The organism is Streptomyces anulatus (assembly GCF_014650675.1).
GTDB classification, from domain to species: domain Bacteria; phylum Actinomycetota; class Actinomycetes; order Streptomycetales; family Streptomycetaceae; genus Streptomyces; species Streptomyces anulatus.
Genome location: NZ_BMVK01000017.1, coordinates 139,839 through 163,798, shown reverse-complemented (window position 1 = coordinate 163,798; position 23,960 = coordinate 139,839). Strand labels below are relative to the sequence as shown.

The following is a 23,960-nucleotide window of genomic DNA, read 5'->3' as shown; positions in this document are numbered from 1 at the left end:
CGCTGGAATACGACGCTCATTGGTCTGGACATGTTCACGCCGCGTCAATAATCTAAGACTTGGTCTAGACCGCAGTACCTCGCATGCACAGCACCACGCACCACGTACCAAGCGCGCAGCAGTCGAGCAATGCTCATGGAACCTCCCCCACGTTCTAGAGGAGCGACAGCCCATGCGGAAAAAGGCAAGCGCGGCCGTGATCGGTCTGGCGATAGCGGGCGTCTCGGTGCTCGCGACCACGAGCGCCAGCAGCCACGGCTACACGGACTCCCCGATCAGCCGTCAGAAGCTCTGTGCCAACGGCACGGTGACCGGTTGCGGCAACATCCAGTGGGAGCCGCAGAGCGTCGAGGGGCTCAAGGGCTTCCCGGCGGCAGGACCGGCGGACGGCAAGATCTGCTCCGGCGGCAACGGGCAGTTCGCCCAGCTCGACGACCCGCGTGGCGGCAACTGGCCCGCCACCCAGGTCACCGGCGGGCAGGGTTACAGCTTCCGCTGGCAGTTCACCGCCCGCCACTCCACCAGCGACTTCCGCTACTACATCACCAAGGACGGCTGGGACTCCACCAAGCCGCTCACCCGGGCCGCGCTCGAATCGCAGCCCTTCATGACCGTGCCCTACGGGAACCAGCAGCCGCCGGCCACGCTGACCCACCAGGGCACGATCCCCACCCAGAAGAGCGGCAAGCACATCGTCCTCGCGGTGTGGAACGTGGCGGACACCCAGAACGCGTTCTACGCCTGCTCCGACATTAAGTTCTGACGCTCTTTCAGTTATCGTGCGGCGCCATGAGAAGTACCGGCACCGTCGCGGAGCTCGTACGACGTCAATGGGGTGACCACCGGCCCGCCCTGAAGCACGGCCCCACCGTGCTCAGTCATCACCAGGTGGTCGAGGGCGCCGCCGCACGGGCGGCGCTCCTCGCGGACCTCCTTCCGCGAGGCGGTGAGCCGCATCTCGGCGTACTGCTCGACAACACCCCCGAATTCCCGCTGTGGCTCAGCGCGGCGGCCCTGGCCGGGGCCGCCGTCGCGGGGATCAACCCGACCCGGCGCGGCCCCGAGCTGGCCCGCGACATCCTGCACACCGAAGCCCCGGTCCTGATCACCGAGCGCACCCACCTGCCGCTCCTCGACGGACTGGAGCTGCCCGGCGTACGGGTCCTGGTCACCGACACCGAGGCGTACGCCGCCCTGCTCGCCCCCTACGCGGGCGCCCGGCCCGGCGACGCCGTCGTCGCCCCGGTCGGCGCCGACAGCCGCATGCTCCTCTACTTCACCTCCGGCTCCACCGGCGCGCCCAAGGCCGCGATCTGCACCCAGGGCCGGCTTGCCGGGGCCGGCGCGTCCCTCGCCGGACACTTCGGCGTACGGCCGGACGACGTCCACTACATCTGCATGCCGATGTTCCACGGCAACGCGGTGCTCGCCGACTGGGCCCCCGCACTCGCCGCCGGAGCCGCGATAGCGCTGCGCCCCCGCTTCTCCGCCTCGGCCTTCCTCGACGACGTACGCGCCTACGGGGCGACGTACTTCACCTACGTCGGGCGGGCCGTGCAGTATCTGCTGGCCACCCCCGAGCACCCCGACGACCGGGACCACCCGCTGCGCCTGGGCTTCGGGACCGAGGCCGGCGCGGTGGACGCGGCCCGGTTCCGGGAGCGGTTCGGGGTGCGGCTCGTCGAGGGATACGGCTCCTCCGAGGGCGGCGCCGCCATCCAGCGCACCCCCGGCACCCCACCGGGCGCGATCGGCCGGGCCGCCCCCGCCGACGATCTCGCCGTCGTCGACCCGGACAGCGGTGAGGAGCGGGCCCCGGCCCGCTTCGGCCCGGGCGGGCGGCTGCTCAACGGGGACGAGGCCATCGGCGAGCTGGTCAACCGGGGCCCGACGCCCTTCGAGGGCTACTGGCGCAACCCGGAGGCGGACGCGGAGCGGGCCCGCGGCGGCTGGTACTGGACCGGGGACCTCTTCTACCGGGACGCCGACGGCTTCCTCTACTTCGCCGGCCGCACCGACGACCGGCTCCGCGTGGACAGCGAGAACCTGGCCGCCGCGACGATCGAGCACATCCTGGCCCGCTGGGAGCAGGCTGCCGCCACCGCTGTCTACGCGGTCCCGGACCCGGTCACCGGCGACCAGGTGATGGCCGCCCTGGCCCTCCGGGCGGGCGCGGCCTTCGACCCGGCGGCCTTCGCCGCGTTCCTGCGGGCCCAGCCGGACCTGGGGACGAAGATGGCCCCCCGGTTCGTCCGGATCCTCGACCGGATGCCGGTCACCGCGACGAACAAGATCCACCGGGTGGCGCTGTGCCGGGCGGGCTTCCGCTGCCCCGGCCCGGTCTGGTGGGACCGGTACGGCGACGGCTCGTACGCACCGCTGGACGCCGAGGGGCTCGCCGCCCTGCTGGCCCGGTACGAGGAGCACGGCAGAGCGGTGTGAGGGGGAAAAGCGCAGTGGCGGCCTTCGTGAAGAAGACCGCCACTGCGTGTCGTGCGCCGTCAGGGACTCGAACCCCGGACCCGCTGATTAAGAGTCAGCTGCTCTAACCAACTGAGCTAACGGCGCCTGCTGACTCGAAAATAATACCTGGTCCGGAAGAGTGCTGATGACACCCCTCGCAGCCCCGCCCTCCGGGCCCCGGGAGGCCGGGCCCGCCCGGGCCCCGCCTACGCCGTCCCGCGGGCGGCCACCGCGTCCGGGACGAGCGGGCCGATCCAGGCGGCGAAGGCGTCCCCCAGCTCGGCCCCGGCCGCACGGACGACCGCATTGGGGTCCTCGGCGGCCTCCAGGCCGAAACGGTCGCGCAGCCAGGCCCGGAAAGCGGGGTTCTCCGGGCAGGGGTCGTATCCGTCCCCTGCGTCCCCGTCCCCTGCGTCCCCGTCCTCCTCCTCGCGCTCGTCGTAGTAGTCCACGCCGTCCCAGTCGCACATCGGGGACCGGCCGGAGGCGAGGACCCGCAGCAGCTCGGGCAGGTCGCGGGCGACGACATGGACGCCTCCCTCGTCCCCCAGGAGGAGCACGGGCAGCGTGGCGAGGTCGGCGCGGTCGTCCAGCAGCCAGATCGCGTACGTCGAGCCGGAGCCGGTGGCCTGGGCGAAGGGCCGGATCCGGTCGGAGAGCTGCGGGTAGCCGCCGTCGTCCTCGCCGAAGGCGATCAGCTCGAAGCCGGGCGCGAAGTAGTCCTCGACGCCGTCCTCGAACTCCTTGAGGAGGTTCAGCGCGGGTATGGGTGCGTACATGGCGGTGACGCTACCGCCCGTGCGCACCGGCCCCCGGCCGCTACAGCGCGAGCGACAGCAGAACCGGCGCCGCCCGGCGGCTGAGGGTCTCGGCCGCCGCCCGCAGCCGGTGCGCGTCCTCGATCGGCAGCGACAGGGCGAGGCAGCCCGCTGCGGATCCGGCCGTCAGCGGCACGGCCGCGCAGACGGTGCCCACCGCGTACTCCTGGAGATCCAGCACCGGGACCGTGGCGGACTGGGCGTCCAGCTGGGAGAAGAGGATCTTCTCGTTGGTGATCGTCCGGGAGGTGAGCCGGGCCGTCCGGTGCCGGGAGATGTGGTCGCGCCGCCCGTCGTGGTCGAGCTGGGCCAGCAGGCACTTGCCGACCGCGCTGGCGTGCGCGGAGGAGCGGAAGTCCACCCATTCGTTGACCGCCGGTGTCAGCGGTCCGTCCGCGACCTGCGTCACGCTGACCTCGCCGTCGACATAGCGGCTGAGATAGACCGCCGCGCCGACGGAGTCGCGCAGCTCGGACAGGGTGTGCTGGAGACGGTCCTCCAGGGCCTGGCGGCGGGCCGCCCCGGAGCCGAGCAGCAGCAACGAGGCGCCGATGACGTACGCGCCGTCGCTGACCTGCTCCACATATCCCTCGCGGCGCAGCGTGAGAAGCAGGGAGGCGAGGTGGCCGGTCGGCAGCCCCGTCTCGCGGGAGATCTGGGCATCGGTCACACCGTTGCCGTGCTTGGAAACCGTTTCGAGCACGCGCAGGGCGTACTGCACCGAGTGGAACGGCGCGGTCGGCTCGGGCTTCAACGCCACGGTGTCCCCCTACCAGGTTGTGACCGCAAGCTTTCGCCCCACGATAGCCGCCGGAACGCCCCTGCGGGGCGGCAGTTGACGGGTCGGTGGGCGCGCCCCGGAGCTGTCATCTGGGGCGCACCCGCCTGGCATATGCCACCGTCATGGGCGGAACCGCAACTGCGAGGTCACAGCACCGCGTTGAGGAACTCGCGCGTACGTTCGTGTGACGGATCGGAGAAGATTTTTTCCGGGGATCCGGACTCCACGACCCGTCCCGCGTCGAACATCAGCACCTTCTCCGAGACGTCCCGGGCGAAGTTCATCTCGTGGGTCACGCAGAGCATGGTGATGTCGGTGTTCCGGGCGATGTCCCCCAGCAGCTCCAGCACGCCCGCCACCAGCTCCGGGTCGAGCGCCGACGTCACCTCGTCCAGGAGCAGGATCTCCGGCTCCATCGCGAGGGCGCGGGCGATGGCGACCCGCTGCTGCTGGCCGCCGGAGAGCTGCGAGGGGTGGGCGTCGACCTTCGCGGAGAGCCCGACCAGGTCCAGCAGTTCCCGTGCCCGCACCTCGGCCTCCTCGCGGCTCTTGCCGAGCACGCTGACCGGGGCCTCGGTGATGTTCTCGATCACCTTCATGTTCGGGAAGAGGTTGAACTGCTGGAAGACCATCCCGATCTTCTTCCGGGACTCGCGCAGCTGCTTCTCGCCCGCGGGCCTCAGTGAACCGTCCGGGGCGCGGACGTGGGTCAGCGGCGAGCCGTTGACCCAGATGACCCCGCCGCTGACCTTCTCCAGCGTCATCAGCAGCCGCAGGATCGTGGTCTTGCCCGAGCCGCTGGGCCCGATCAGGGTGACGTGCTCACCGCGGTCCACGGTGAAGTCCAGCTCGTCCAGCACCACATGGTCGCCGTAGCGCTTCACCACCTTGTCGAAGCGCACCAGCGGCTCACCCGTGCGCCCGGTGGCCGGGACGGCGTCCTCGGGGGCTCCGGCCGGCCCCGGCGACTCCGTCTTCTTCAGGGGGAGGGGTTCAGTGGCCAAGGCGCTTCTCCAGCTTTCTCATCAACAGCGACGTGGGGTAGCTCGCGACCAGGAAGATCAGGCCGGCGAGGGTGAACACCTCGGTGTACGCGAACTGCTCGGCCCCGTACTTCCGGGCCTCGAAGACCATCTCCTGCACTGTGATCACGGCGAGGAACGGCGTCTCCTTGAACATCGAGATCGCGTAGTTCCCGAGCGCGGGCAGCACGTTGCGCACCGCCTGCGGCAGGATCACGGCCTGCCAGGTGCGCCGGGGCGACAGCGACAGCGCGCGGCACGCCTCCCACTGGCCCTTCGGCACACCGTCGATCCCCGCCCGGTAGACCTCGGAGGTGTACGCGGCGTAGTGGACGCCCAGCACGGTGATGCCGATGTACAGCGGCTCCACCGTGTTGAACAGGGCAGCCGCACCCACCAGTTGGACCAGCAGCGGGGTGGAGCGGACGAACTCCGTGACGAGCCGCACCGGGACCGTCACGAACTTGCTGGGCGCGCGCCCGGCCATCGCGACGGCCAGCCCCAGCACGGCCGCCACCAGGGTGCCGAGCACCGTGGCGAGCAGGGTGACCTTGAACCCCTCCAGGAGGAGGGGCAGGGACTCCCCGACGGCGTTCCAGTCGAAGCCGTTCACCGGGTACCTCCCACGGCGGTCGTGGACGCGCTGCGGCTCTTGAACAGGCTCTTCGCGCCGGTGTCCAGGCCGAGTCGCCGCTTGGCGCTCCGCTCCAGCAGATTCATCAGCATCGTCAGCGCGTACGCCAGGACGAAGTAGGCGGCCAGCAGCGTCAGATAGGCGGTGAGGGTCTCACCGGTACGGTCGCGCAGCTGCTGGATCACCGTCATCAGATCGGCGGCGGAGATCAGCCACAGCAGCGGGGTCGCCTTCAGCAGCTGGATCAACAGGTTGGTGAAGGAGGGGATCATCTGCACCCAGGCCTGCGGCAGGATCACCTTCCACAGCCGCCTGGTCGGACTCAGGTTGAGCGCGATGGCCGCCTCGTACTGGCCGCGCGGCACGGAGTTGACCGCGCCCCGCACCACCTCGGCCCCGTAGGCACCGAAGTTGAGGCCGAACGCGACCACGCCGCAGACGACCGGGGTCAGTTCGTAGCCGGTCAGCAGCGGCATCGCGTAGTAGAGCCAGAACAGCTGGATGTAGAGGGAGGTGCCCCGGAAGAACTCCACGACCACCCGGGAGAACCCCCGGGCCAGGAGCAGCCGGCTGCCCGCCATCAGGCCGAGCGCGAAGGCCAGGACCCCGGCCAGCAGCGCGCCCAGGACCGTGGCCTGAAGCGTCACCCACAGGCCCGAGCGGACCCGGGGGAACTCCTCGACGAGGAGGGAGAAGAAGTCACTCATGCGTGCGCGTCCGCCCCGTCAGCCCTTGCACAGATCCGCGGTCTTCAGGTCGGCGGGCGGGATCTCCGTCTCCCCGAACCCGAACGGCTCCAGCAGCTGCACATAGCGGGAGCGGTCCGACACGATCTTCTTCAGCTCGCGGTTGAAGGAGTCCCGCAGGTCCTCGTTGCCCTTGCGGAACACCGCGCCGCCGGGGGAGAACTGCTCCTTGCCGTCCAGCTGCGGCACGAACGCCTCGGTGACTTCGGTGTCCGGGTTGGTCTTCGCCAGCCAGCGCAGCGAGATGCCGGTGAGCAGGAAGGCGTCGATCCGGCCGCCCTTGACGGCGTCGGCCCCGTCCTGCGGCTTCTGCAGCGTCTTGATCCTGTCCTCGGGTATGCCCGCGCCCTTGGCGTAACTTCCCTCGACCGCACCCGACATCACACCGACGGTGATCCCCGCCTCCTTCGCGGAGGCCAGATCGGTGATCTTCTTCGGGTTGCCCTTCTTCACCATCAGGGCGGTCGGCGAGATGAACTCCGGCTCGGAGAAGATCGCGTTGCCGCAGCGCTCCGGGGTGATCGCCATGCCCGCGCTGACCACGTCGTACTTCCCGGCCTGCAGCCCGGGGATCAGCCCGTCCCACTCGGAGAGCGTCGGCTTCAGCTCGTCCACCCCGAGGGCCTTGAAGATCTCCCGGTGCAGCGTCGGGGCCTCGCCCTTGAGCTCCTTGCCCTCCAGGTACCCGTACGGGGCCTCGTTCGCGTACGCCACCCGTACGAAGCCCTGCTTACGGAGCTTGTCCAGGGCGCCCTCACCGGTCGCGGAGCCGGAGTCGGTCTTGCTGCACGCGGTGAGGAGGCCGGGAACGACGAGGAGGCCGCCCACGGCAGCCGATCCGTTGAGGAAGCCCCGGCGGGACAGGTTCGGGAATTCAGCCATGGTTCGCAATCTCCTGGAGGTCGAACAGTCCGGACAGACTGAGCCCCTGCCCGATCCCGGACGTCTATGCAGGAAGCCGGAGGCATGTAACCCAACAGTGGCCGGAAGGTGACCTTCCCGTGCCCGAAGAGGGGCGGAGTGCGACCAGAGGTGTGCGGGGCGTGTTCCCCCGCCGGAACGGTTCATGACAGCGAGTCAGGGAGAGGCCGGTCACGCCGTGCGGCGCGTCAGCGCGCGGTGTCGTCCTCGAAGAGGTCGGTCGACGGAACGTGACCGAGGCACTTGTCGACCGTGTTCGGCAACGGCAGGCCGCGCGACCACTGTTCGTACATCGCCACGAAACGCTCGCCCAGCCGGTCGCGCCAGCCTGCGGTGTTCCCGCCCAGGTGCGGAGTCAGGACGAGCCCCGGGGTGTCCCACAACGGGCTCCCGGGGCCGGGCGTCTCCTCCTGGAAGGTGCTGAGCGCCGCCCCCGCGAGCCAGCGGCGGTTCAGCGCGTCCACCAGGTCGGCCTCCACCACCGTCGCCGCGCGCCCCGCGTCGATGAACCGTGCCGACGGCTGGAGCAGTCCGAAGAACCGGGTGTCGAACATCCCGCGCGTCGACTCCGTGAGCGGGACCGCCGCGATCACCCAGTCCGCCCGCGCCGCCAGCCGGTCCAGATCCGCCACCCCGTGGATCGTGCGCCGGGCCCTCCGCCCCACCAGCGCCACCGTGAGCCCCAGGCCGTGCAGCAGCCGGGTGATCTCCCGGCCGATCGGCCCCGCGCCCACCACCAGCGCCCGCGATCCGGCGACCCGCTGCCCCTCCCGGTCGGACGGGCGCCGCTCCCGCCGGCACTCCAGGACACCGGGGAGATCCGTGGCGAAGGCCAGCACCAGACCCGCCACGCACTCCGCGACCGGCCGTTCGAAGACGCCCCGCGCGTTGGTGAGGACCGTGTCGGACGCGGCCAGCTCCGGGCAGAGCACCCGGTCCACGCCCGCGCTCGCCGTGTGCACCCAGCGCGGCCGCGCCCCTGGTCCCGGCCAGGCCCTGCGCACCGCGTCGGACGCCAGGTCCCACACCAGCAGCACATCGGCCTCCGGGAGCAGCCCCGCGAGCGAGGAGGCGTCCGCGTGCCGCACGTCCACCCGGCCGGTCAGCCGGCCGAGCCGCGGGGAGGGCGCGGCGTCGAGGACGAGCAGGACGGGATCCGGCATGGGTGGTCAGCCCTCCGCGGTGGAGCGGACGTACGGATGGCCCACGCTCGCAGCAGCCTCCCCCTTCGTCAACGAGGCCCGGCCGCGCGCCCCGGTGCTCGCCCGGGGGAATACTGGGAACAAGTCGGGGCAAGAGTGACCGGTCGCGCGGTCACGGCCGCCGGAGCGTCCGGAAGGCCCGCAGCGACCCCCTGGCGGGGTCGCCCACCGTGCGGCGAGCCGACGACGCACAGGAAGGGTGGACATGACGACCGTAGGACTTCTCTACCCGGGCCACGCCGCCGAGGACGACTTCCCGCGGACCGAGATCCTGCTCGACACCGACATCCGGCTGCCCCTGTTCTCCACCGAGACGGGGGAGGGCGCCTACCGCGCCGACGCGCTGCGCGAGCAGGGCGCCCCCGCCCGGATCGCCGAGGGCGTCGAGGAACTGCGCCTCGCCGGCGCCGAGGCGCTGCTGTGGGCCTCCAGCGGCGGCAGTTTCGGGCAGGGCTGGGAGGGCGCCCACGAGCAGGTCGCCACGCTCGCCCGGAGCGCGGGCCTGCCCGCCTCCAGCACCTCGATCGGCTTCGTCCACGCGGTACGGGAGCTGGGCGCGGGCCGGGTCGCCGTCGCCGCCCCCTACCCCGAGGACGTCACCGGGCTCTTCGTGGAGTTCCTGGCGTCGGCGGGCGTCGAGGTGGTGGCCGCCGCGTCCGGCGGGGCCGTCTCGTCGGCCGGGGCCGGGTCCTGGGAGCCGGAGCGGGTGAAGCGGCTGGCGCGGGAGGCCGACCACCCGGACGCCGAGGTGGTGCTGATCCCGGACACCTCGCTGCACACCACCGCGTACGTCCCCGAGCTGGAGGAACTGCTCGGCAAGCCCGTCCTCACGGCGAACCAGGTCACGGTGTGGGAGGGGCTGCGCCTCACCGACCGCCGGACCTGGGCCCCCATGCTGGGCACCCTGTTCGCCACCCGTGAGCCGGTGCTGAGGTCGCTGGAGCCGAAGGGCATCGAGGTACGGGAGTAGCCTCGCCGCCCGGTCGTCGGGGCGTGGCGCCCGGTCGGCGGGACGCGGGCCCCGGGTGATGTGCGGGAATAAACGGAGCCATCCTCCTGTTGTACCCCTCCGATACGCAGCCGTACGACAGCAGCACCGGGAGAGGCCGACACGTGGACGAGATCCGAGGCGACGAGACCCGCAGCGACACGAGGGGTGACGCGACCGGGGGCGCGAGCGGCGGCCCGGCCGACGCCGACGGAATCCGGGGCGCAGCAGCCGGAACGGCCGCCGTTCCGCTGTCCGTCCTCGATCTGGTCACCGTGGGGCAGGGCCGCACCGCGACCCAGGCCCTGCGCACCAGCGTGGACATCGCGAAGCTCACCGAGAGCCGCGGCTTCCACCGCTTCTGGGTCGCCGAGCACCACTCCATGCCCGGGGTCGCCTCGTCCTCCCCGGCCGTGATCCTGGCGCACATCGCCGCCCACACCGAGCGCATCCGGCTCGGCTCCGGCGGCGTCATGCTGCCCAACCACGCCCCGCTGGTGATCGCCGAGCAGTTCGGCACCCTGGAGGCGATGGCCCCGGGCCGCGTCGACCTCGGCCTCGGCCGGGCCCCCGGCACCGACGGCGCGACGGCGGCGGCCCTGCGCCGCAGCGACCGGCTCAACGAGGGCGCCGACGACTTCCCGCAGCAGCTCATGGAGCTGATCCGCTTCCTGGACGACGACTTCCCCGACGGGCACCCGTACGCCCGGATCCACGCCGTGCCGGGCCCGGTCCAGGCGACCGCCCCCGGCGGCGTGCAGTCCGCGCACCGGCCGCCCGTCTGGCTGCTGGGCTCCTCCGGCTTCAGCGCGCGGCTGGCCGGCACGCTGGGGCTGCCGTTCGCCTTCGCGCACCACTTCTCGGCGCAGAACACCATCCCCGCGCTCGACCTCTACCGCGAGTCCTTCCGGCCCTCCGCCGTGCTGGACGCCCCGTACGCCCTGATCGGGGTCTCGGCGCTGGCCGCCGACGACGAACGCGAGGCCCGCCGCCAGGTGCTGACCGGCGCCCTGTCCATGGTCCGGCTGCGCACCGGCCGTCCGGGGCTGATCCCGAGCCCGGAGGAGGCCGCCGCGTACGACTTCTCCCCGATGGAGCGGGAGTTCGTCGACGGCTGGCTCGCCAACGTGATCCACGGCACCGCCGACGAGGTCCGCGGCGGCCTCGACGACCTGGCCAAGCGGACCGGCGCCGACGAGCTGATGATCACCGCCAACGCGCACGGCGGCGAGGCGCGGCTGCGCAGCTACGACCTGATCGCGGACGCGTACGGCCTGCCCGCGGCCGCGTAACGCCGCCCCGGGTCCCGGCCGGCCGGGGCGTCAGCCCTCCAGCGGCCGGGACCCGATCAGCCCGGCGATCTGCTCCGGCGCCACGGCCCGCGAGTACAGCCACCCCTGCCCGGTGTCGCAGCCGATCCGCCGCAGCCGCTCCGCCTGCCCGGCCGTCTCCACGCACTCCGCGGTGACGGTCAGGCCCAGGCGGTGCGCCAGCTGCACCATGGCCTCCACGATGGTCTCGTCGGCGGGGCTCGGATGCGTACCGTCCTCGTACCGGAAGCCCTTCACGAACGCCCCGTCCAGCTTCAGCACGGAGACGGGCAGCCTGCTGAGGTAGGCGAGGTTCGAATATCCGGTCCCGAAGTCGTCGATGGCGATCCGTACGCCCATGTCGCTCAGCGCCTGGAGCGCCCGCAGCGGCCGGCCGCCCGAACCCATCACCGCCGACTCGGTCAGCTCCAGCTGGAGCAGCCCCGGGGCCAGGCCGGTCTCGGCCAGGATCTGCGCCACGTCGGCGACCAGGTCGGAGTCCCAGACCTGCCGTACGGCGACGTTGACGCTGATGAACAGCGGCGGCTCGTCCGGGTGGTCCAGCTGCCAGCGCCGCGCCTGCCGGCACGCGGTGCGCAGCACCCACCGGCCGAGCTGGACGATCGAGCCGTCCTCCTCGGCGATCTGGACGAACCGATTCGGCGGCAGCACGCCGAACTGCGGATGGTTCCAGCGCACCAGCGCCTCGACCCCGCGCAGCACCCCGTCCGCCATCCCGACCAGCGGCTGGTACTCCAGCGTGAACTCGCCGCGTTCCACGGCGGGCCGGAGCGTGGAGGAGAGGGACTGCCGGGTCATGCGGTGGGCGTTGCGCTCGGGGTCGAACAGGGTCCAGCGAGCCTTGCCGTCCGCCTTCGCCCAGTACAGCGTGGTGTCGGCGGCCTGCATCAGACCGGTGGGCGAGGTGCCCGCCGCCGCCCTTTCGACCACCCCGATCGACGCGGAGACCGAGAGCCGCTGGCCGGCGAGGTCGAACGGCTGCTGGAGCGCGGCGAGGACCGAGCGGGCCAGCTCGGCGAGTTCCTCGGTGCCCGCCGAGTCCTCGACCAGGATCGCGAACTCGTCGCCGCCCAGGCGCGCCACCAGCCGGCTGCCGCCGGGGCCGCGGGAGGCGTCGTTCTCGGCGCAGTCGGTGAGCCGCGAGGCGACGGCGGCCAGCAGCCGGTCCCCGGTCCGGTGCCCCAGGGTGTCGTTGATGGCCTTGAAGCCGTCCAGGTCGAGGTAGCAGAGCCCGATGCGGGCGTGCTGCCGGGGCGGCATCGAGTCGTCCTGGTACGGCGGGGTCTCCAGGGCCGAGGCGAGGCGCTCGAAGAACAGCGTCCGGTTGGGCAGCCGGGTCACCGGGTCGTGCATCTGGAGGTGACGCAGCCGCTCCTGGAGCTCGCGACGGTCGCTGACGTCCGCGACCGTCAGCAGGACCCGGGCGGGCTCCGCGGCCGACGCGCCGGTCATCGGCACGACGGTGATCTCGGCCCACAGGGTGCGCCCGTCGGGGTGCTTGAGGCGACGGGTGCAGCGGAACCGGGAGCGGCGGCCCAGGAGGACCTCGCGATAGGCGTGCCAGGTGCGGTCGTCGGACGCGAGGTCGAGCAGCTCGCTCGCCTGCCGCCCGGCGAGGACCGCCGCCGGGGTCCCCAGCAGCCCGCCGAGCGCCTCGTTGGCCCGCACGACGTGGCCCCGGCCGTCGACGACGCCCATGGGGAGCGTGGCGGCGTTGAAGGCGGCCCGGTAGTCGCGCAGCTCGGAGGAGGCGGGGTCGTCCCCGGCGGGGGGTGGGCCCGCGGGCGACGGGGCCGTGGCCCGCGCGTCCGTGGCCGACGGGTCCATCGTCGTCGTATGACGCTCCGTGACCGGCGCGGGGGGCACGCCGGAGGCCGTGCCTGCCGGGGCGCTCGGCCCTTCGGAGGTTCCGCTCACCGCTCGCTCCCGCTGTGAAGGTCGTCGTGAACTGGTGGGGTCGGACTGGCCACCGGGTGGCGGTCCCGTGAACGGGCCCGTTCCACGCGGGAAAGCGTGGTGAAGCATAGAGGGTGCCGCGTCGGCCGTTCCAGCTCACCGTCCGGTCCGGGCCATCGTGCGGGTCCGCGAGGGGACGGGAGCAGGCGTTCCGCTTTGCCCGATCCTGATCATTTCTGTGCGGATCTGTTTCATCGGAAGGCTGGAATGACTGTCAGTGACGTTCCGTGAAGGTGTGGGCGGCGATTTTGACCGCTGACCCGTGTGGGGCAGCACAACAGGGCGTGGCGTGGTGAAGCGGCACAGGGTGGACGGGAAGCACCGTGTTTCCCCACCCGGAGGTCGATGTGCCGTGCCGTCGCGGACCCGGGGGAGCGGAACGGCCGCCGCTGCGCAGTCTGGCCGCCGCCGCCACCTCCCTCCTGGCGCTCGCCGCCACGTCCCTCGTCGCGGGCCCCGCCGCGGCCGCCGCGAGGGACGCCGCCCCCTGCGCCCTGCCCCGGACGGCGGCGCACCACTCGCTCGGCCTGAACACCTGGAACACGGCGTACCCGCGCCCCGACCAGGGCCTCGACGCGGTCATGATCTTCCTGTCCTTCCCGGACTCCGAGCCCACGCTCACCCCCGAGGCGCTCACCGCCGACCACTTCCCCGCCACGACCCGCTTCTTCGAGCGCGCCAGCTATGGCCGGTTCACCCTGCGCCCCCATCCGCAGCGGGCCTGGACGCAGATGCCCCGCGACTCCACCTGGTACGGCATAGAGCGTGACTGGAACGCCGAGCGGCGCACCGCCTACCTGCGCGACGCCATCGACGCCGCCGACCCGGAGGTGGACTTCTCCCGGTACGACGTCGTCTACCTGGTGGCCGACCCGGACGCCCCCGGCGTCGACTCCGACGCCACCAAGGTCGTCAACTTCGACCGGCCGCTGCGCGCCGACGACAGCGACATCCGGCGCGTCGTCACGGTCTTCGAGCAGCACCCGCCCGACCGCAACGTCCTCGCCCACGAGACCGGGCACGTCTTCGACCTCGCCGACCTCTACCACCGGCCCACCGACGGCAAGGGCGACTGGGACACCCACGTCGGCGACTGGGACGTCATGGGCAGCCAGTTCGGCCTCGCCCCGGACCTGTTCGGCTGGCACAAGTGGAAGCTCGGCTGGCTCGGCGGACGCCAGGTCGTCTGCGTCCAGGGCTCGGCCGACCTCACCCTGGAACCGGTCGCCGCCGCCCCGGTGCCCGGCGGGTCGATCGGCACCCGGCTCGCCGTCGTCCGCACCGGCGCCGACAGCGCCCTGGCCATCGAGGCCCGCAGCGCCACCGGGAACGACCGGGGCACCTGCGCCGAGGGCATCCTGATCTACCGCGTCCGCAGCGAGACGGCCTCCGGCGGCGGGCCCGTCGAGGTGGTCGACACCCACCCGAACACCGGGGCCTGCTGGGACCGCTCGGTCTACCCGCCGCTGGCCGACGCCCCGCTCGGGGTCGGGGAGACCTTCACCGTGCCGGGCGACGACACCCGCGTCGAGGTCGCCGACCGCACCCCGTCCGGCTCCTGGACCGTCCGGATCACCACCGGCGTCTGAAACGGCCGGGCAGAGGCCTCCGCACACGAAGAAGCCCCCCGCTTCCGCGAGGGGCTTCTTCCGTCTGTGCGCCGTCAGGGACTCGAACCCCGGACCCGCTGATTAAGAGTCAGCTGCTCTAACCAACTGAGCTAACGGCGCCTGGTGACGTCGTAGACATTAGCACCCTGATCCGCCCGAGGAAAAACCGCATGCGCGGTGCCCCGGGAGGACGTGGAACGGCTCACCCGCACACACGCCCAGAGCAGCACATCGGGGCCGGGCAGCCAGGGATTACGGGTGTCGGGGGCGACCACCCAGCGCGGCCCGCCGTCGGACGACGCGCAGGTCAGCGGCGGTACGGTCACGGCGTCACCGGTGCCGTGGCAGAGCAGCGGCGGCACCGCGCCGCGCTGCTCCCCGGAGTCCCCGGAACCGCTGGATCCCCACTCCTCCCAGGCGAGCAGGGAGGGCAGCCGCTGGGCCGTTCCGGGGGCGGCGAACAGCAGCATGCGGCCCCGGTGCGTGGCGACCGGACCGGAGCCGGGCCCCTCGGCCCAGAGCTGCTCCAGCATCCGCCGCCCGAACAGCGCCGGAACGTTCACGACGTCGAAAGCGGAACCGCAGGGGAGCACTCCGGGGGCCTTGGGGCGCTCCTCCCAGTGGGCGAGCGTGCTGCGCGGGTAGGGGGCGGCCCCCGCCAGCCAGGCGGCGCCGGCCGCCGTGACCTGTGCGGCCTGGGGTCCGGACTGGTCCCGCAGCAGGGCGAAGATGTCGACGCCGTGGTGCGGGACGGCACCGGTCTGCAGGGTCGTTTCGTCTTTCAGCCATGCGCTCATGCAGCAAGGTCTACCGGGAGTGACGGAAAGGAATCCGAGAGTTGCCGGAAACCGGGACAGGCCGGGAGGGGGAGGGGTATCTTGCCCGCCGGAATATGCCACGGGACCTGACCCCCGGTCTGGCGTAGCAGCATCTGCCCCGGCCGCCCCACAGGCCACATCGGCCCCGGCCGCCCCACAGGCCACATCGGCCCTGTGGACCCCCGCGGGCCTCGCAGGCACTGTGGACCCCGCTGGCCCCATGGACTCCGCAGGCCCCGCGGGTCAGGCTCTGGGCCGGGCCCCGTGGGTCAGGCTCTGGGCGCGTCGAGCAGGGAGCGGCCGAACTCGATCATCTTCTTCGCGTAGTCCTCGGTCCACTCCGCCCGCTCCGCGACGTCCGCCGGGGTCAGCCGGTCGAACCGGCGCGGGTCGGCGAGCTGGGCCGCCGCCATCGCCTGGAACTCCACCGACCGGTCCGTCGCCGCCCGGAAGGCCTGCGTCAGCTCGGTCGCACGGGCCAGCAGCTCACGGGGGTCCTCCAGCGACTCCAGGTCGAAGAAGTGCTCCGGATCCGCCGCGGCCTGAGACGGCTCGAAAAGCAGCGGCGCGGGGCGCAGCCGCTGCCGTTCGTTCCGCTCGGACTGTGTCATGTGGTGTTCCTCCCTCGGACGACCTGATGACCGGAAGATCCGGACGGCCACCCTCCATTGTCCAACCCCGCGCAAGGGGGCCGGGGCGCCCCCGGCTCAGGGGCGCCACCGCACCCGTCGTTCCGAGAGGTGGGCCAGCACCGCGTGGTTCGCCTCCCAGCCGTCGGGGAACTTCACCGTGACGCCCAGCTGGACCGGCTCCGTGGACGGGTGCTCGTCCAGCAGGTCGGCCACCCCCTCCCGGCACACCACGACGCAGGCGTGCCGGTGCCGCGAGGCCAGCACGCACAGGCGGCCCGTCTCCAGGTGGAACGCGGTCGCGTCGGGACGCCCCGACAGCGGGTGCAGCACCACCGTGACGTCGAACTCGCGGCCCTGGAGCCGGTTCGCCGTGTCCACCGCGACCCCTGTGACGCCCAGCTCCGTGAGGGCCGCCCGCACCGCCGCCGCCTGGTCCCGGTGGGCCGTGCCGACCGCCACCCGGTCCGCCGTCACCGGCACCGGGTCCTCGGCCCGCTCGCTCGTCGCGACCCCGCCCCGGTCCAGCAGCCGCCGGACCACCAGCGCCACCGCCCGTACCGCCTCGGGATCGGTGCGCGGGGTGTGCCGTGCGGGCAGCTCCAGCAGCCCCCACCCGGACTCCGCCGCCTCGTCCAGCACCCGGTCGGGCCCCGAACCGTCCGACGCCACCCCGAAGGAGAGCTTCCGGTCCCCGTGGTCCGTACCGCTGCGGAAGGGCGTGTACGGGTAGAACGCGTCCGACACCAGCGGGGCCGCCGACGCCGGGAGCCGCCACGACACCGGCAGCCGGTGCTGCGGCAGCTCCGGATTGTGCGCGAGCAGCGTGGACACCGCGCTCGCCGACGGGTCGTAGCTCAGCCCCGCCCACTGGTCCGCGCCGACGATCGAGAACGGGTCCAGCTGGCCCGGGTCCCCGACGAACAGCGCCCGCTCGAACAGCCCGGCCACGGCCAGCAGCGCGTCCGAGCGCATCTGGTACGCCTCGTCGACGATCGCGTGCCCCCACGGCTCCACGTTCTTCACGTGCGCCCACTTGGCGGCCGTCGAGATCACCACGTCCAGCCCGGCCAGATCCGCCGCCTTCGCCGACTTCCGTACGTTCTCCAGCCCGTCCAGGACCTTGTCGTACGGGTCGGAGTCGTTGCTGTGCAGCCGGCCCACCGGCAGCTCCGGGTCCTTCTCCGCGAGCCGCACCACCAGGTCGTCGACCTGGGCGTTGGTCTGCGCGATCACCATCAGCGGATGCCCGGCGGCGGCCAGCTCCAGGGCCGCCCGGACCACCAGCGTCGACTTCCCCGCGCCGGGGGGCGAGTCCACGACGATGCCCCGGGCGCTGCCGCGCAGGGTGTCGCCGAGGATCGCGTCGGTCGCGCGCGCCGCCGCCGCGCCCGGGTCGAAGACGGTCGTCATCACAGCAGGCCCTCACAGACGGCGGTGGTCACAGCAGGTCCTCCGGGGTCACGGGGTCGGGGCGCTCCGCACGCGTCGCGGCGTCCGCGCCCGGCGGGCCGCCGTGGGTCCACGGCGTCTCCTCCGGGTCCGGCAGCTTCGGGCCGCCGCGCTGGTCGTGCTCGAACAGGGTCCAGGCGATCCGCTCGCCGGGCTCCGGCACCGAACCGGGCGCGGGCTCCTTGCCCCGGCCCATCCGGTCCAGGATCCGCAGCACCAGCGGGATCTCCCCGTCGTCGGCCGGAGGCCCGTCCGCGTACCGCACGAACTCCGCCGTCTGCGGCTTGCCCTCCAGCGAGCGGTAGACCTTCGTCCGCTCGCCCAGGTGCGGACGCTCGTCCGTGCGGACGGTGACCAGCGGGCGCGGGGAGGGCCGCTTGGACTCGGTGTACGCCATCTCCACCTCGGACACCGTGGCGAGGAACGCCTCGCCCGCCAGCCGCCGACCCGCCAGCACCAGCGGATCGTCCAGCGCCTCCTGCGCCTCCAGCTGGGCCTGGGCGGTCTCCCGGGAGGCCAGCTTCTGGGCCGCCGTCACCGCGTCGTCGCGGCGCGGCTGCGGCGGCTCGCCCGAGCGCACCCGGTCCCGGTGCGCGGTGAACGACCACCGGTCCCGGGTCCAGCGGTCCTCGGCCCGGGACCCCTCGGGCAGCTCCCGCAGCAGGTCGAGACCCCGCCAGACCGCGTCCCAGGTCGGCAGCATGACCCGCGCCAGCAACGAGCGGATCTCCCGCTCGGCGGCGCTCAGCTCACCGAGGCGGGCATCGGCGGCGAGACCGTCCTCGGCGGACGCGAGCGCCGTGCGCGCCCGGTCGTACCGCTCGATCGCCGGGGCGAGGAGCCGGTTGTCGAAGTCGGGGTCGGTGGCCGGACCGGCCGGCGGGCAGAGCAACTGGCCCTCCCCGTCCCGGGCCAGCTCGGCCCGGAGCGCGGCCTCGGCCCCCGAGGAGCCGGCCGGCGGGTCGATCCAGGCCAGCAGCGCGCCCAGGTGCTGGTCCTCCAGGCTGCTCTGCCCGGTCGCCCAGTGCCGGTTCAGCAGATCCGTGACGGCGGGCAGCAGCGAGGAGCCGGGCACCCGGGCCCGCTCCCCGTAGTGCGTCAGCCAGCGGCCGAGCAGCGGCACCCGGGCCGGGGCCGGATACGGGGTGTCCGGATCGTCCTCGGCGGTACGGCGGAAGCGCATGGAGCGGCCCAGCAGCCGGACGAACTCGACGCCCGCCCGGCTCGGCACGATCAGCTGGGCGGCGTCCGTGCACAGCTCGACCTCGACCTTGGTCTTCTTGCCGGTCGCCGGGTCGGTCTCGTTGCGCTCGGCGGGCTCGACGACGTCCGCGTACGCCTCGATGTGCGGCAGGACGGCCTCCGCCAGCTCGGCCAGGAACGCGAACCGCAGGTCCCGGTCGCGCGGCTGGGCGACGGCCAGCAGCCGGGGCGCCTCCCGGTCCGTGCCGACCAGCGCCCCGAGCGGGGCCCCGGCCTCACCCGCGGTGGTCAGCGGCACCAGCACGAGCGGCCGGTCGGTGAGATGGCGGTGGCGAACCGTCGCCAGGGGCTGGGCGCGGCCGGTGTCGACGGCCTCCAGCCGGGCCAGGGTGGTGATCAGCGACATGCGGCAGCACCCTCCGGCGCCCCGGCGCGCGGCACGGAGCCGCTCTCCCGTGTCCCGTCGCGCAGAGCCTCCGCACTCTCCAGCGCCTCGGCCCGCAGGGCGGCGGCCCGGCGCAGGGCGGCGACCGTCGGATCTGCGGGATCGCCCTCCTTGCCCGCGGCGGCGGCCAGCACCCCGGCCACGGTGGTCAGCCCGCCCAGCTCACCGCGCACGCTGCGGCCCAGCGTCTCCACGGCCCCCTCGGCCCGGGACCTGGCCCGGCAGTGGAAGGCCAGCTCGCAGGCGGCCAGGCACTCCGGGGCGTAGGCCGGGGGCACCGCCGCCACGGCGGCGTCCAGCTCCTCGGGCGGACACGCCGGATCGAACGTCGTCCCCTCCGGCAGCCCCGCCGCGATGTCCTCGACGCGCGTCAGCCGGGTCAGCTGCCGGCGGGTCACGGCGCGCTGCTTGCGTACGTCCACGACGGAGGCGGTCGGCAGGTTCGAGAAGTCCTTGGGGCAGACCAGCAGCACCTGGTGTCCGACCTCGGCACCCTCGGTCACCGCCGCGACCCGCTCCAGCGCCAGCACGTACACCGCGGCCTGCCGGGCGGCGGCGCCGACCTTCGACGGGTCCGCCGACGCGTCGATCATGGGAAATGACTTGATCTCGACGACCGTCCACCGGCCGTCGGGGTGCACCACGACCGCGTCGGGCTCCAGATAGGCGGGGGAGCCCGCCACCTCCAGGGCCAGCATCGGGTGGTCCAGCAGCGCCCAGCCGCCCGCCGCCGTGGCCTCCCGCAGCGCGAGCGCGGTGCGCGCGGCACGGCCCTCGGGACCGGCGGCGCTCAGATCGGGTGTGGCGGCGTCCCCGGCCGGGGCCTCGGCACCGCCGCCGAGCCGTTCGTACAGCAGGCGCAGCAGTTCGGCGCCGCCGTCGGCCTTGACCTTCGCCTCGAACGCGTTGCCCCGCATGAAGGCGAACTGGGACTGCCCGAAGGGGGCGGGGGAGCCGAGCGCGGTGGCCAGCACGCCCTTGTCCACCCCGGCGCCGTCGAGCAGGGCCCGCCGTCTGCAGCCGGGGTTGGCGGCGAGGGCGGCCAGCGCCCGGGCGTCGAGCGGGTGCGGTGCGACGGAGGGGCCGCGCAGCTCAGCGAGCCGCTGCCGGAGCGTCGTCGCTCGCGGCCGCGTCGGCGTCGTCTCTGGCTGCCGTGCCGCCGACAACCGTGCCGGGGGGATCTGCGGAGGTGGTCCGCTGGCCGGGGATTCGCTCACCCGGGGAAGTCTTGCATCCGGTACTGACATTCGGGGGCACGGTCGCGGATATGGACCCGGCGACGGGGCTCCGGCCGCCCCCGCTCCGGCCCGCGAACAGGACGGCGGCCGGCCCGGTGAACCGGGCCGCGCCCCATGCCTTGAACCGGTCGGCGGTCCGCATGACGGGCCTGACCAGCAGGGCTCCGAGGCCCATCACCGCGGCCCCCGCGACGGCGTCCAGGAAGTAGTGGTTGGCGGTGCCCATCACGATGATCGTGGTGATCAGCGGATAGGCGATGCCCGCCGCCCGTACGAGGGGATGGCGGCCGTGCCGCCACAGCAGGATCCCGCACCAGAGGGACCATCCGACGTGCAGGCTGGGCATCGCCGCGTACTGGTTGGTCATCCCGCTCAGCCCGCGCGGGGCGCTCGCGCCCTCGCCCCACCAGCCGTACGCGCTGTACTGCGCCATCGTGTCGACGAAGCCGTGGCTCGCGTCCAGCAGCCGGGGCGGGCAGGTCGGCATCAGCGTGAAGCCGACCAGCCCCAGCAGCGTGGAGTTCATCAGCCAGACCCGGGCCGCCCGGTACGCGGCCGACCTGCGCCGGAACATCCATATGAGGACGGCCGGGGTGACCAGGTAGTGCAGGGACGCGTACGCGAAGTCGGCGGGTATCCCTATCGACGGGGTGCTGGTGAAGAGACGGTTCAGCGGGTGCTCGGCGTTGAGGTGGAGCGCCTGTTCCAGCCGCAGTATTGCCAGGCCGTGGTCGACCGCCGTCGACACATCGCCGCGCACCAGGAGCCGGCCCACCGAATACAGCGCGTACACCACCGCGATCAGTGGCAGCTCCGTCCACCAGCGGGGCCGATGACCGGTCGCGGGCGGCGCGGTGGCGTGCGGCATCCGGTAGCTCTCCCCATGTTCATGCGGCCGACGACGAACGTTCAACCGTACGGTGGCACGGTGCCGCCGGTTCCCCCGGGGGTCCCCTTCCGGACGTCCCGTACGCAGTGGCCCCCGCGCTGGTCCGAATCCTCGGCCGGGGCACTGCTCAGGTTGGGACGCCCGCATGGCCCGGGAGGTTGCCTGCCGGGACGGTACGGGATGATGGAAGGCCCAGCACCAGCGTTTCAGGGAGAGCCTTCATGGCACCGCGCATCCTGCTCGCCCGGCACGGCCAGACCCAGTGGTCGGTCCGGGGCAACCACACCGGCAGGACGGACATCCCGCTCCTCGACGCCGGGCGCGAGGGCGCGAAGCTCCTCGGCGAGCGGCTGCACCGGGAGCCCTGGGCGGGGCTGCCCGGGGTCGAGGTCCGCACCAGCCCGCTCGTCCGGGCCGCCGAGACCTGCGAACTCGCCGGGTTCGGGAAGCGGGCGGAGCCGTGGGACGCGCTGATGGAATGGGACTACGGGGCGTACGAGGGGCTGACCCCGGCGCAGATCAAGGCGGACCGCCCCGACTGGCTGATCTGGCGCGACGGGGTCCCGGACGGGGAGTCCGTCGCCGACGTCACCGCCCGCGCGGACGAGATCGTCGCCTGGGCCCGCTCGGCGGACCGGGACGTCCTGGTCTTCGCCCACGGCCACATCCTGCGGGCGCTGGGTGCGCGGTGGCTGGGCGAGGACCTGTCCTTCGGCGCCCGTATCCGCCTGGAGCCGACGTCGCTGTCGGTCCTGGGCTGGGCGTACGGCCTGCCGGCCGTGGAACGCTGGAACGACACGGGCCACCTGGAGCGATAACGACCCGCCCGGCCCACCCACTTCTCGGCCCACCCGGCACATGAGCCCACCCAGACCCGTCCGGCACCCACCCAAGCCCGTCCGGCGTTTGAGGACGGAACCCTTCGTCCGGTGGGCGGGCTCTTCACGGGACCCGTGGCGCGGGAGACCCTGAATCAGCACCCTGGAACGTGCTGCACGGTTCCGTCCTCAAACGCCGGACGGGCTGGTTTTCGCACCCTGGAACGTGTTCACCGGGTTCGTCGTCAAGCGCCGGACGGGCTGGGGTGGCTGCCAGGACGAGTGCTACGGCCCGGGGGCGACTCCTGGTGGCGGGTCAGGAAGCCGGCCACCGGGGCCGCCCCGGCCCGGGGCTCCAGCACTCGCGCCGCCCCCGCCAGCATCCCCCGGATCCGCGAGGACTGGACCCGGGTCAGCAGGTCCAGCACCTGGTGCCCCGTCGCCGCCGCCTCGTCCGCCCGGCCCGCCCGGGCCAGGTCACCCGTGAGCTGGGCCCGGTACAGCGCCAGGTTCCGGGTGAAGTGCGCGTCCTGGAGCGCCGTCGCCCGCCGTCCGTGCCGCGCCGCCCGGGACCAGTCGCCCAGCGCCGACCAGCACTGCGCCTCCAGCAGCTCCAGCTCCGCCTCCCGGAAGAAGCTCATCCACTCCGGATCACCCGCCGCCGTGCCCCGGTCGAACGCCGCACGGGCCCGCCCGATCGCCCGGTCGCACCCCGTCCGGTCCCCGAGCCCCGCCCGGCCCCCCGCCTCCCGCAGCGCGAGCAGCGCCAGCAGCCGGGGCGACCCCAGCGTGCGGGCGGCCCGCTGGCCGGCCTCCGCCGCCCGTACCGCCTCCCGGGGCCGCCCCGAGTCCCGGGCCAGGAACGACGTGTTGCAGAACGCGTGCGCCTCAAGACCCGCGTCCCCGGCCAGCCGCGCCGTGGCCAGCGCCTCCGCGTAGTGCGAGCGGGCGTCGTCGAAGCGGCCCGAGTCGTGGGCCAGCCAGCCCACCGAGATGGCCAGCTCGCCCGCGCCCGCGTGCAGCCGGTCCGAGGTGGCGCGCCGTGCGGTGGTCCCGGCGTCCAGCAGCTCGTACGCCGCGCGCAGCGGCTGGGCGGCCCGCCGGTAGAGCCCGTCCGCGCCGTGCCGGTCGTCCAGCAGCCGGATCTGCCGTACGGCCTTCTCGACGGCGTTCACCTCCGCCTCGCCGACCCTGCGCTGCGCGGGCAGAGAGACCTGGGCGGCGGAGGCGGGGGCCCCGCCGAGACCCAGGGAAGCGGCCGCCACCGTGGTGGTGCCGCTCGTCATGAACACGCGACGCAGCACGTCGCTCTCCTCGGGGATGTCGTCGGTTTCGGTGTCGCGGTGGAGAAAGGGTTCGCGGTGGAGGAGCGGGGCGTGCGGGCCGGCGGGTGATGCGGCGGCCGGGGCCGGGGCCGTCGCATCACCCTCCCGCCCGCGCACGGGCGGGGGTTCGGACACGACCCGCGCGCCCCGCCCCCGTACGCTCTCGCGGGCAGAGAACCCCAGGTCGGCCAGGGACGCCCCGGGAAACATGTGCAGGAACACGCGTTCGTAGGCGTAGTTGGGGCAGCGGATCTCCCCGGACTCCACGCGCCCGATGTAGCGGGCGTCGCACGCGACCTGCTCCCCGATCTCCCGCGCCGCCCTGCGGACGACCGCCGCGAACTCCCCGGCGGAGCGCTGTCCGCGCAGCTGACGGAAGGCGAGGTTGGGAACTGCCGCTGTCGACACCATGGCCGGCCCCTCTCTGGTGCGGCCGGGGTCCGTGGTTCCCGGTGCCCCGGCGGAGCAAGAACGTACCTGCTGTGACGGGACGCACACACAGCGTTTCGTTGCGAAAGGGGCATACCACCCTTGATCTGCCATGAACTGCCACCCTTTGCGGCGGTGTGGTCCCGTAGCCCTTGACGCACCCGGGGCGTTGGTCCATGTGGAGACGGAGCGTGGCTCCGTTCGGCGATGAGAGGAGGGGTTCCCTTGTTGCATCTCGGCAG

At 73.2% G+C, this 23,960-nt stretch carries 21 protein-coding genes and 2 tRNA genes; 6 read left to right on the top strand and 17 right to left on the bottom strand.

Features of this window, described 5'->3' with window-relative positions:
• Positions 1-172 precede the first annotated feature (172 nt).
• A complete protein-coding gene (locus tag IE272_RS31515) occupies positions 173-763 on the top strand; it encodes a lytic polysaccharide monooxygenase auxiliary activity family 9 protein (RefSeq protein ID WP_050359735.1) in 591 nt (196 codons plus the stop codon).
• Between the two features lie 26 nt (positions 764-789).
• Positions 790-2,442, top strand: coding sequence for an AMP-binding protein (locus IE272_RS31510; RefSeq protein ID WP_190009176.1), 1,653 nt, complete (start codon positions 790-792; stop codon positions 2,440-2,442).
• Between the two features lie 52 nt (positions 2,443-2,494).
• Here IE272_RS31510 and IE272_RS31505 read toward each other — a convergent pair.
• The 8 genes from IE272_RS31505 to IE272_RS31470 form a co-directional block, all read right to left on the bottom strand.
• A tRNA-Lys gene (locus IE272_RS31505) sits at positions 2,495-2,568 on the bottom strand.
• Positions 2,569-2,669: 101 nt separating this feature from the next.
• On the bottom strand, positions 2,670-3,242 hold the full coding sequence (locus IE272_RS31500) for a hypothetical protein (protein ID WP_073958622.1): 573 nt from the start codon (positions 3,240-3,242) through the stop codon (positions 2,670-2,672).
• Between the two features lie 40 nt (positions 3,243-3,282).
• A complete protein-coding gene (locus IE272_RS31495; RefSeq protein WP_057663039.1) occupies positions 3,283-4,041 on the bottom strand; it encodes an IclR family transcriptional regulator in 759 nt (252 codons plus the stop codon).
• Between the two features lie 167 nt (positions 4,042-4,208).
• Positions 4,209-5,066 carry an ectoine/hydroxyectoine ABC transporter ATP-binding protein EhuA gene (gene ehuA, locus IE272_RS31490; protein WP_050359739.1) on the bottom strand — a complete coding sequence of 286 codons (858 nt, stop codon included), beginning with the start codon at positions 5,064-5,066 and terminating at the stop codon, positions 4,209-4,211.
• The gene (ehuD, locus tag IE272_RS31485; protein ID WP_190009174.1) at positions 5,056-5,697 is read right to left on the bottom strand and encodes an ectoine/hydroxyectoine ABC transporter permease subunit EhuD; all 642 of its coding nucleotides are present in this window, start codon (positions 5,695-5,697) and stop codon (positions 5,056-5,058) included. The genes ehuA and ehuD overlap by 11 nt, the downstream gene beginning before the upstream one ends.
• Positions 5,694-6,425 (bottom strand): ectoine/hydroxyectoine ABC transporter permease subunit EhuC, encoded by a 732-nt coding sequence (gene ehuC, locus IE272_RS31480; RefSeq protein ID WP_073958624.1) that lies wholly within the window; start codon positions 6,423-6,425, stop codon positions 5,694-5,696. The genes ehuD and ehuC overlap by 4 nt, the downstream gene beginning before the upstream one ends.
• A gap of 18 nt (positions 6,426-6,443) precedes the next feature.
• The gene (gene ehuB / locus IE272_RS31475; RefSeq protein ID WP_050359742.1) at positions 6,444-7,346 is read right to left on the bottom strand and encodes an ectoine/hydroxyectoine ABC transporter substrate-binding protein EhuB; all 903 of its coding nucleotides are present in this window, start codon (positions 7,344-7,346) and stop codon (positions 6,444-6,446) included.
• Between the two features lie 227 nt (positions 7,347-7,573).
• A complete protein-coding gene (locus IE272_RS31470) occupies positions 7,574-8,548 on the bottom strand; it encodes a D-2-hydroxyacid dehydrogenase (protein ID WP_190009172.1) in 975 nt (324 codons plus the stop codon).
• A 244-nt stretch (positions 8,549-8,792) separates the two neighbouring features.
• On the opposite strand from IE272_RS31470, the gene IE272_RS31465 reads away from it, so the two are divergent.
• Positions 8,793-9,557, top strand: a complete 765-nt coding sequence (locus IE272_RS31465; RefSeq protein WP_190009171.1) for a maleate cis-trans isomerase family protein — start codon at positions 8,793-8,795, stop codon at positions 9,555-9,557.
• Between the two features lie 143 nt (positions 9,558-9,700).
• On the top strand, positions 9,701-10,867 hold the full coding sequence (locus tag IE272_RS31460) for an LLM class flavin-dependent oxidoreductase (RefSeq protein WP_050359745.1): 1,167 nt from the start codon (positions 9,701-9,703) through the stop codon (positions 10,865-10,867).
• A gap of 30 nt (positions 10,868-10,897) precedes the next feature.
• Here IE272_RS31460 and IE272_RS31455 read toward each other — a convergent pair whose 3' ends face one another.
• The gene (locus IE272_RS31455; protein WP_056707150.1) at positions 10,898-12,823 is read right to left on the bottom strand and encodes a putative bifunctional diguanylate cyclase/phosphodiesterase; all 1,926 of its coding nucleotides are present in this window, start codon (positions 12,821-12,823) and stop codon (positions 10,898-10,900) included.
• A 386-nt stretch (positions 12,824-13,209) separates the two neighbouring features.
• Here IE272_RS31455 and IE272_RS31450 point away from each other — a divergent pair, with 386 nt between their 5' ends.
• On the top strand, positions 13,210-14,451 hold the full coding sequence (locus tag IE272_RS31450; RefSeq protein WP_056707148.1) for a M6 family metalloprotease domain-containing protein: 1,242 nt from the start codon (positions 13,210-13,212) through the stop codon (positions 14,449-14,451).
• A gap of 67 nt (positions 14,452-14,518) precedes the next feature.
• Here the strand turns inward: IE272_RS31450 and IE272_RS31445 are convergent.
• The 7 genes from IE272_RS31445 to IE272_RS31415 all read right to left on the bottom strand — a co-directional run bounded on the left by IE272_RS31445 (position 14,519) and on the right by IE272_RS31415 (position 21,125).
• Positions 14,519-14,592 (bottom strand) — tRNA-Lys (locus IE272_RS31445).
• Complete coding sequence (locus IE272_RS31440; RefSeq protein ID WP_190009168.1) at positions 14,583-15,269, bottom strand: bifunctional DNA primase/polymerase; 687 nt, start codon at positions 15,267-15,269, stop codon at positions 14,583-14,585. The genes IE272_RS31445 and IE272_RS31440 overlap by 10 nt, the downstream gene beginning before the upstream one ends.
• 290 nt (positions 15,270-15,559) lie before the next feature.
• The gene (locus IE272_RS31435; RefSeq protein WP_047176776.1) at positions 15,560-15,901 is read right to left on the bottom strand and encodes a DUF8844 domain-containing protein; all 342 of its coding nucleotides are present in this window, start codon (positions 15,899-15,901) and stop codon (positions 15,560-15,562) included.
• 96 nt (positions 15,902-15,997) lie between these two features.
• Positions 15,998-17,332 (bottom strand): AAA domain-containing protein, encoded by a 1,335-nt coding sequence (locus IE272_RS31430; RefSeq protein WP_032793285.1) that lies wholly within the window; start codon positions 17,330-17,332, stop codon positions 15,998-16,000.
• Positions 17,333-17,360: 28 nt separating this feature from the next.
• Positions 17,361-18,980, bottom strand: a complete 1,620-nt coding sequence (locus IE272_RS31425; RefSeq protein ID WP_050359748.1) for a hypothetical protein — start codon at positions 18,978-18,980, stop codon at positions 17,361-17,363.
• Positions 18,971-20,005 carry a hypothetical protein gene (locus IE272_RS31420; RefSeq protein ID WP_050359787.1) on the bottom strand — a complete coding sequence of 345 codons (1,035 nt, stop codon included), beginning with the start codon at positions 20,003-20,005 and terminating at the stop codon, positions 18,971-18,973. Before IE272_RS31420 ends, IE272_RS31425 begins: the two co-directional genes overlap by 10 nt.
• Before the next feature lie 106 nt (positions 20,006-20,111).
• A complete protein-coding gene (locus IE272_RS31415; RefSeq protein ID WP_050359749.1) occupies positions 20,112-21,125 on the bottom strand; it encodes a phosphatase PAP2 family protein in 1,014 nt (337 codons plus the stop codon).
• Positions 21,126-21,367: 242 nt separating this feature from the next.
• Here IE272_RS31415 and IE272_RS31410 point away from each other — a divergent pair, with 242 nt between their 5' ends.
• Positions 21,368-21,964, top strand: coding sequence for a histidine phosphatase family protein (locus IE272_RS31410; protein ID WP_050359750.1), 597 nt, complete (start codon positions 21,368-21,370; stop codon positions 21,962-21,964).
• A gap of 245 nt (positions 21,965-22,209) precedes the next feature.
• Here IE272_RS31410 and IE272_RS31405 read toward each other — a convergent pair whose 3' ends face one another.
• Positions 22,210-23,700 (bottom strand): NsdA family TPR-like regulatory protein, encoded by a 1,491-nt coding sequence (locus IE272_RS31405; RefSeq protein WP_190009167.1) that lies wholly within the window; start codon positions 23,698-23,700, stop codon positions 22,210-22,212.
• Between the last annotated feature and the right edge of the window lie 260 nt (positions 23,701-23,960).

What these genes read in the sequence shown, in the direction of transcription:
- IE272_RS31515 (WP_050359735.1), top strand. Translation starts at nt 173, where the DNA reads ATGCGGAAAAAGGCAAGCGCGGCCGTGATCGGTCTGGCGATAGCGGGC.
- IE272_RS31510 (WP_190009176.1), top strand. Translation starts at nt 790, where the DNA reads ATGAGAAGTACCGGCACCGTCGCGGAGCTCGTACGACGTCAATGGGGT.
- IE272_RS31500 (WP_073958622.1), bottom strand. Translation starts at nt 3,242, where the DNA reads ATGTACGCACCCATACCCGCGCTGAACCTCCTCAAGGAGTTCGAGGAC.
- ehuC (WP_073958624.1), bottom strand. Translation starts at nt 6,425, where the DNA reads ATGAGTGACTTCTTCTCCCTCCTCGTCGAGGAGTTCCCCCGGGTCCGC.
- ehuB (WP_050359742.1), bottom strand. Translation starts at nt 7,346, where the DNA reads ATGGCTGAATTCCCGAACCTGTCCCGCCGGGGCTTCCTCAACGGATCG.
- IE272_RS31470 (WP_190009172.1), bottom strand. Translation starts at nt 8,548, where the DNA reads ATGCCGGATCCCGTCCTGCTCGTCCTCGACGCCGCGCCCTCCCCGCGG.
- IE272_RS31465 (WP_190009171.1), top strand. Translation starts at nt 8,793, where the DNA reads ATGACGACCGTAGGACTTCTCTACCCGGGCCACGCCGCCGAGGACGAC.
- IE272_RS31440 (WP_190009168.1), bottom strand. Translation starts at nt 15,269, where the DNA reads ATGAGCGCATGGCTGAAAGACGAAACGACCCTGCAGACCGGTGCCGTC.
- IE272_RS31435 (WP_047176776.1), bottom strand. Translation starts at nt 15,901, where the DNA reads ATGACACAGTCCGAGCGGAACGAACGGCAGCGGCTGCGCCCCGCGCCG.
- IE272_RS31430 (WP_032793285.1), bottom strand. Translation starts at nt 17,332, where the DNA reads ATGACGACCGTCTTCGACCCGGGCGCGGCGGCGGCGCGCGCGACCGAC.
- IE272_RS31425 (WP_050359748.1), bottom strand. Translation starts at nt 18,980, where the DNA reads ATGTCGCTGATCACCACCCTGGCCCGGCTGGAGGCCGTCGACACCGGC.
- IE272_RS31415 (WP_050359749.1), bottom strand. Translation starts at nt 21,125, where the DNA reads ATGCCGCACGCCACCGCGCCGCCCGCGACCGGTCATCGGCCCCGCTGG.
- IE272_RS31410 (WP_050359750.1), top strand. Translation starts at nt 21,368, where the DNA reads ATGGCACCGCGCATCCTGCTCGCCCGGCACGGCCAGACCCAGTGGTCG.
- IE272_RS31405 (WP_190009167.1), bottom strand. Translation starts at nt 23,700, where the DNA reads ATGGTGTCGACAGCGGCAGTTCCCAACCTCGCCTTCCGTCAGCTGCGC.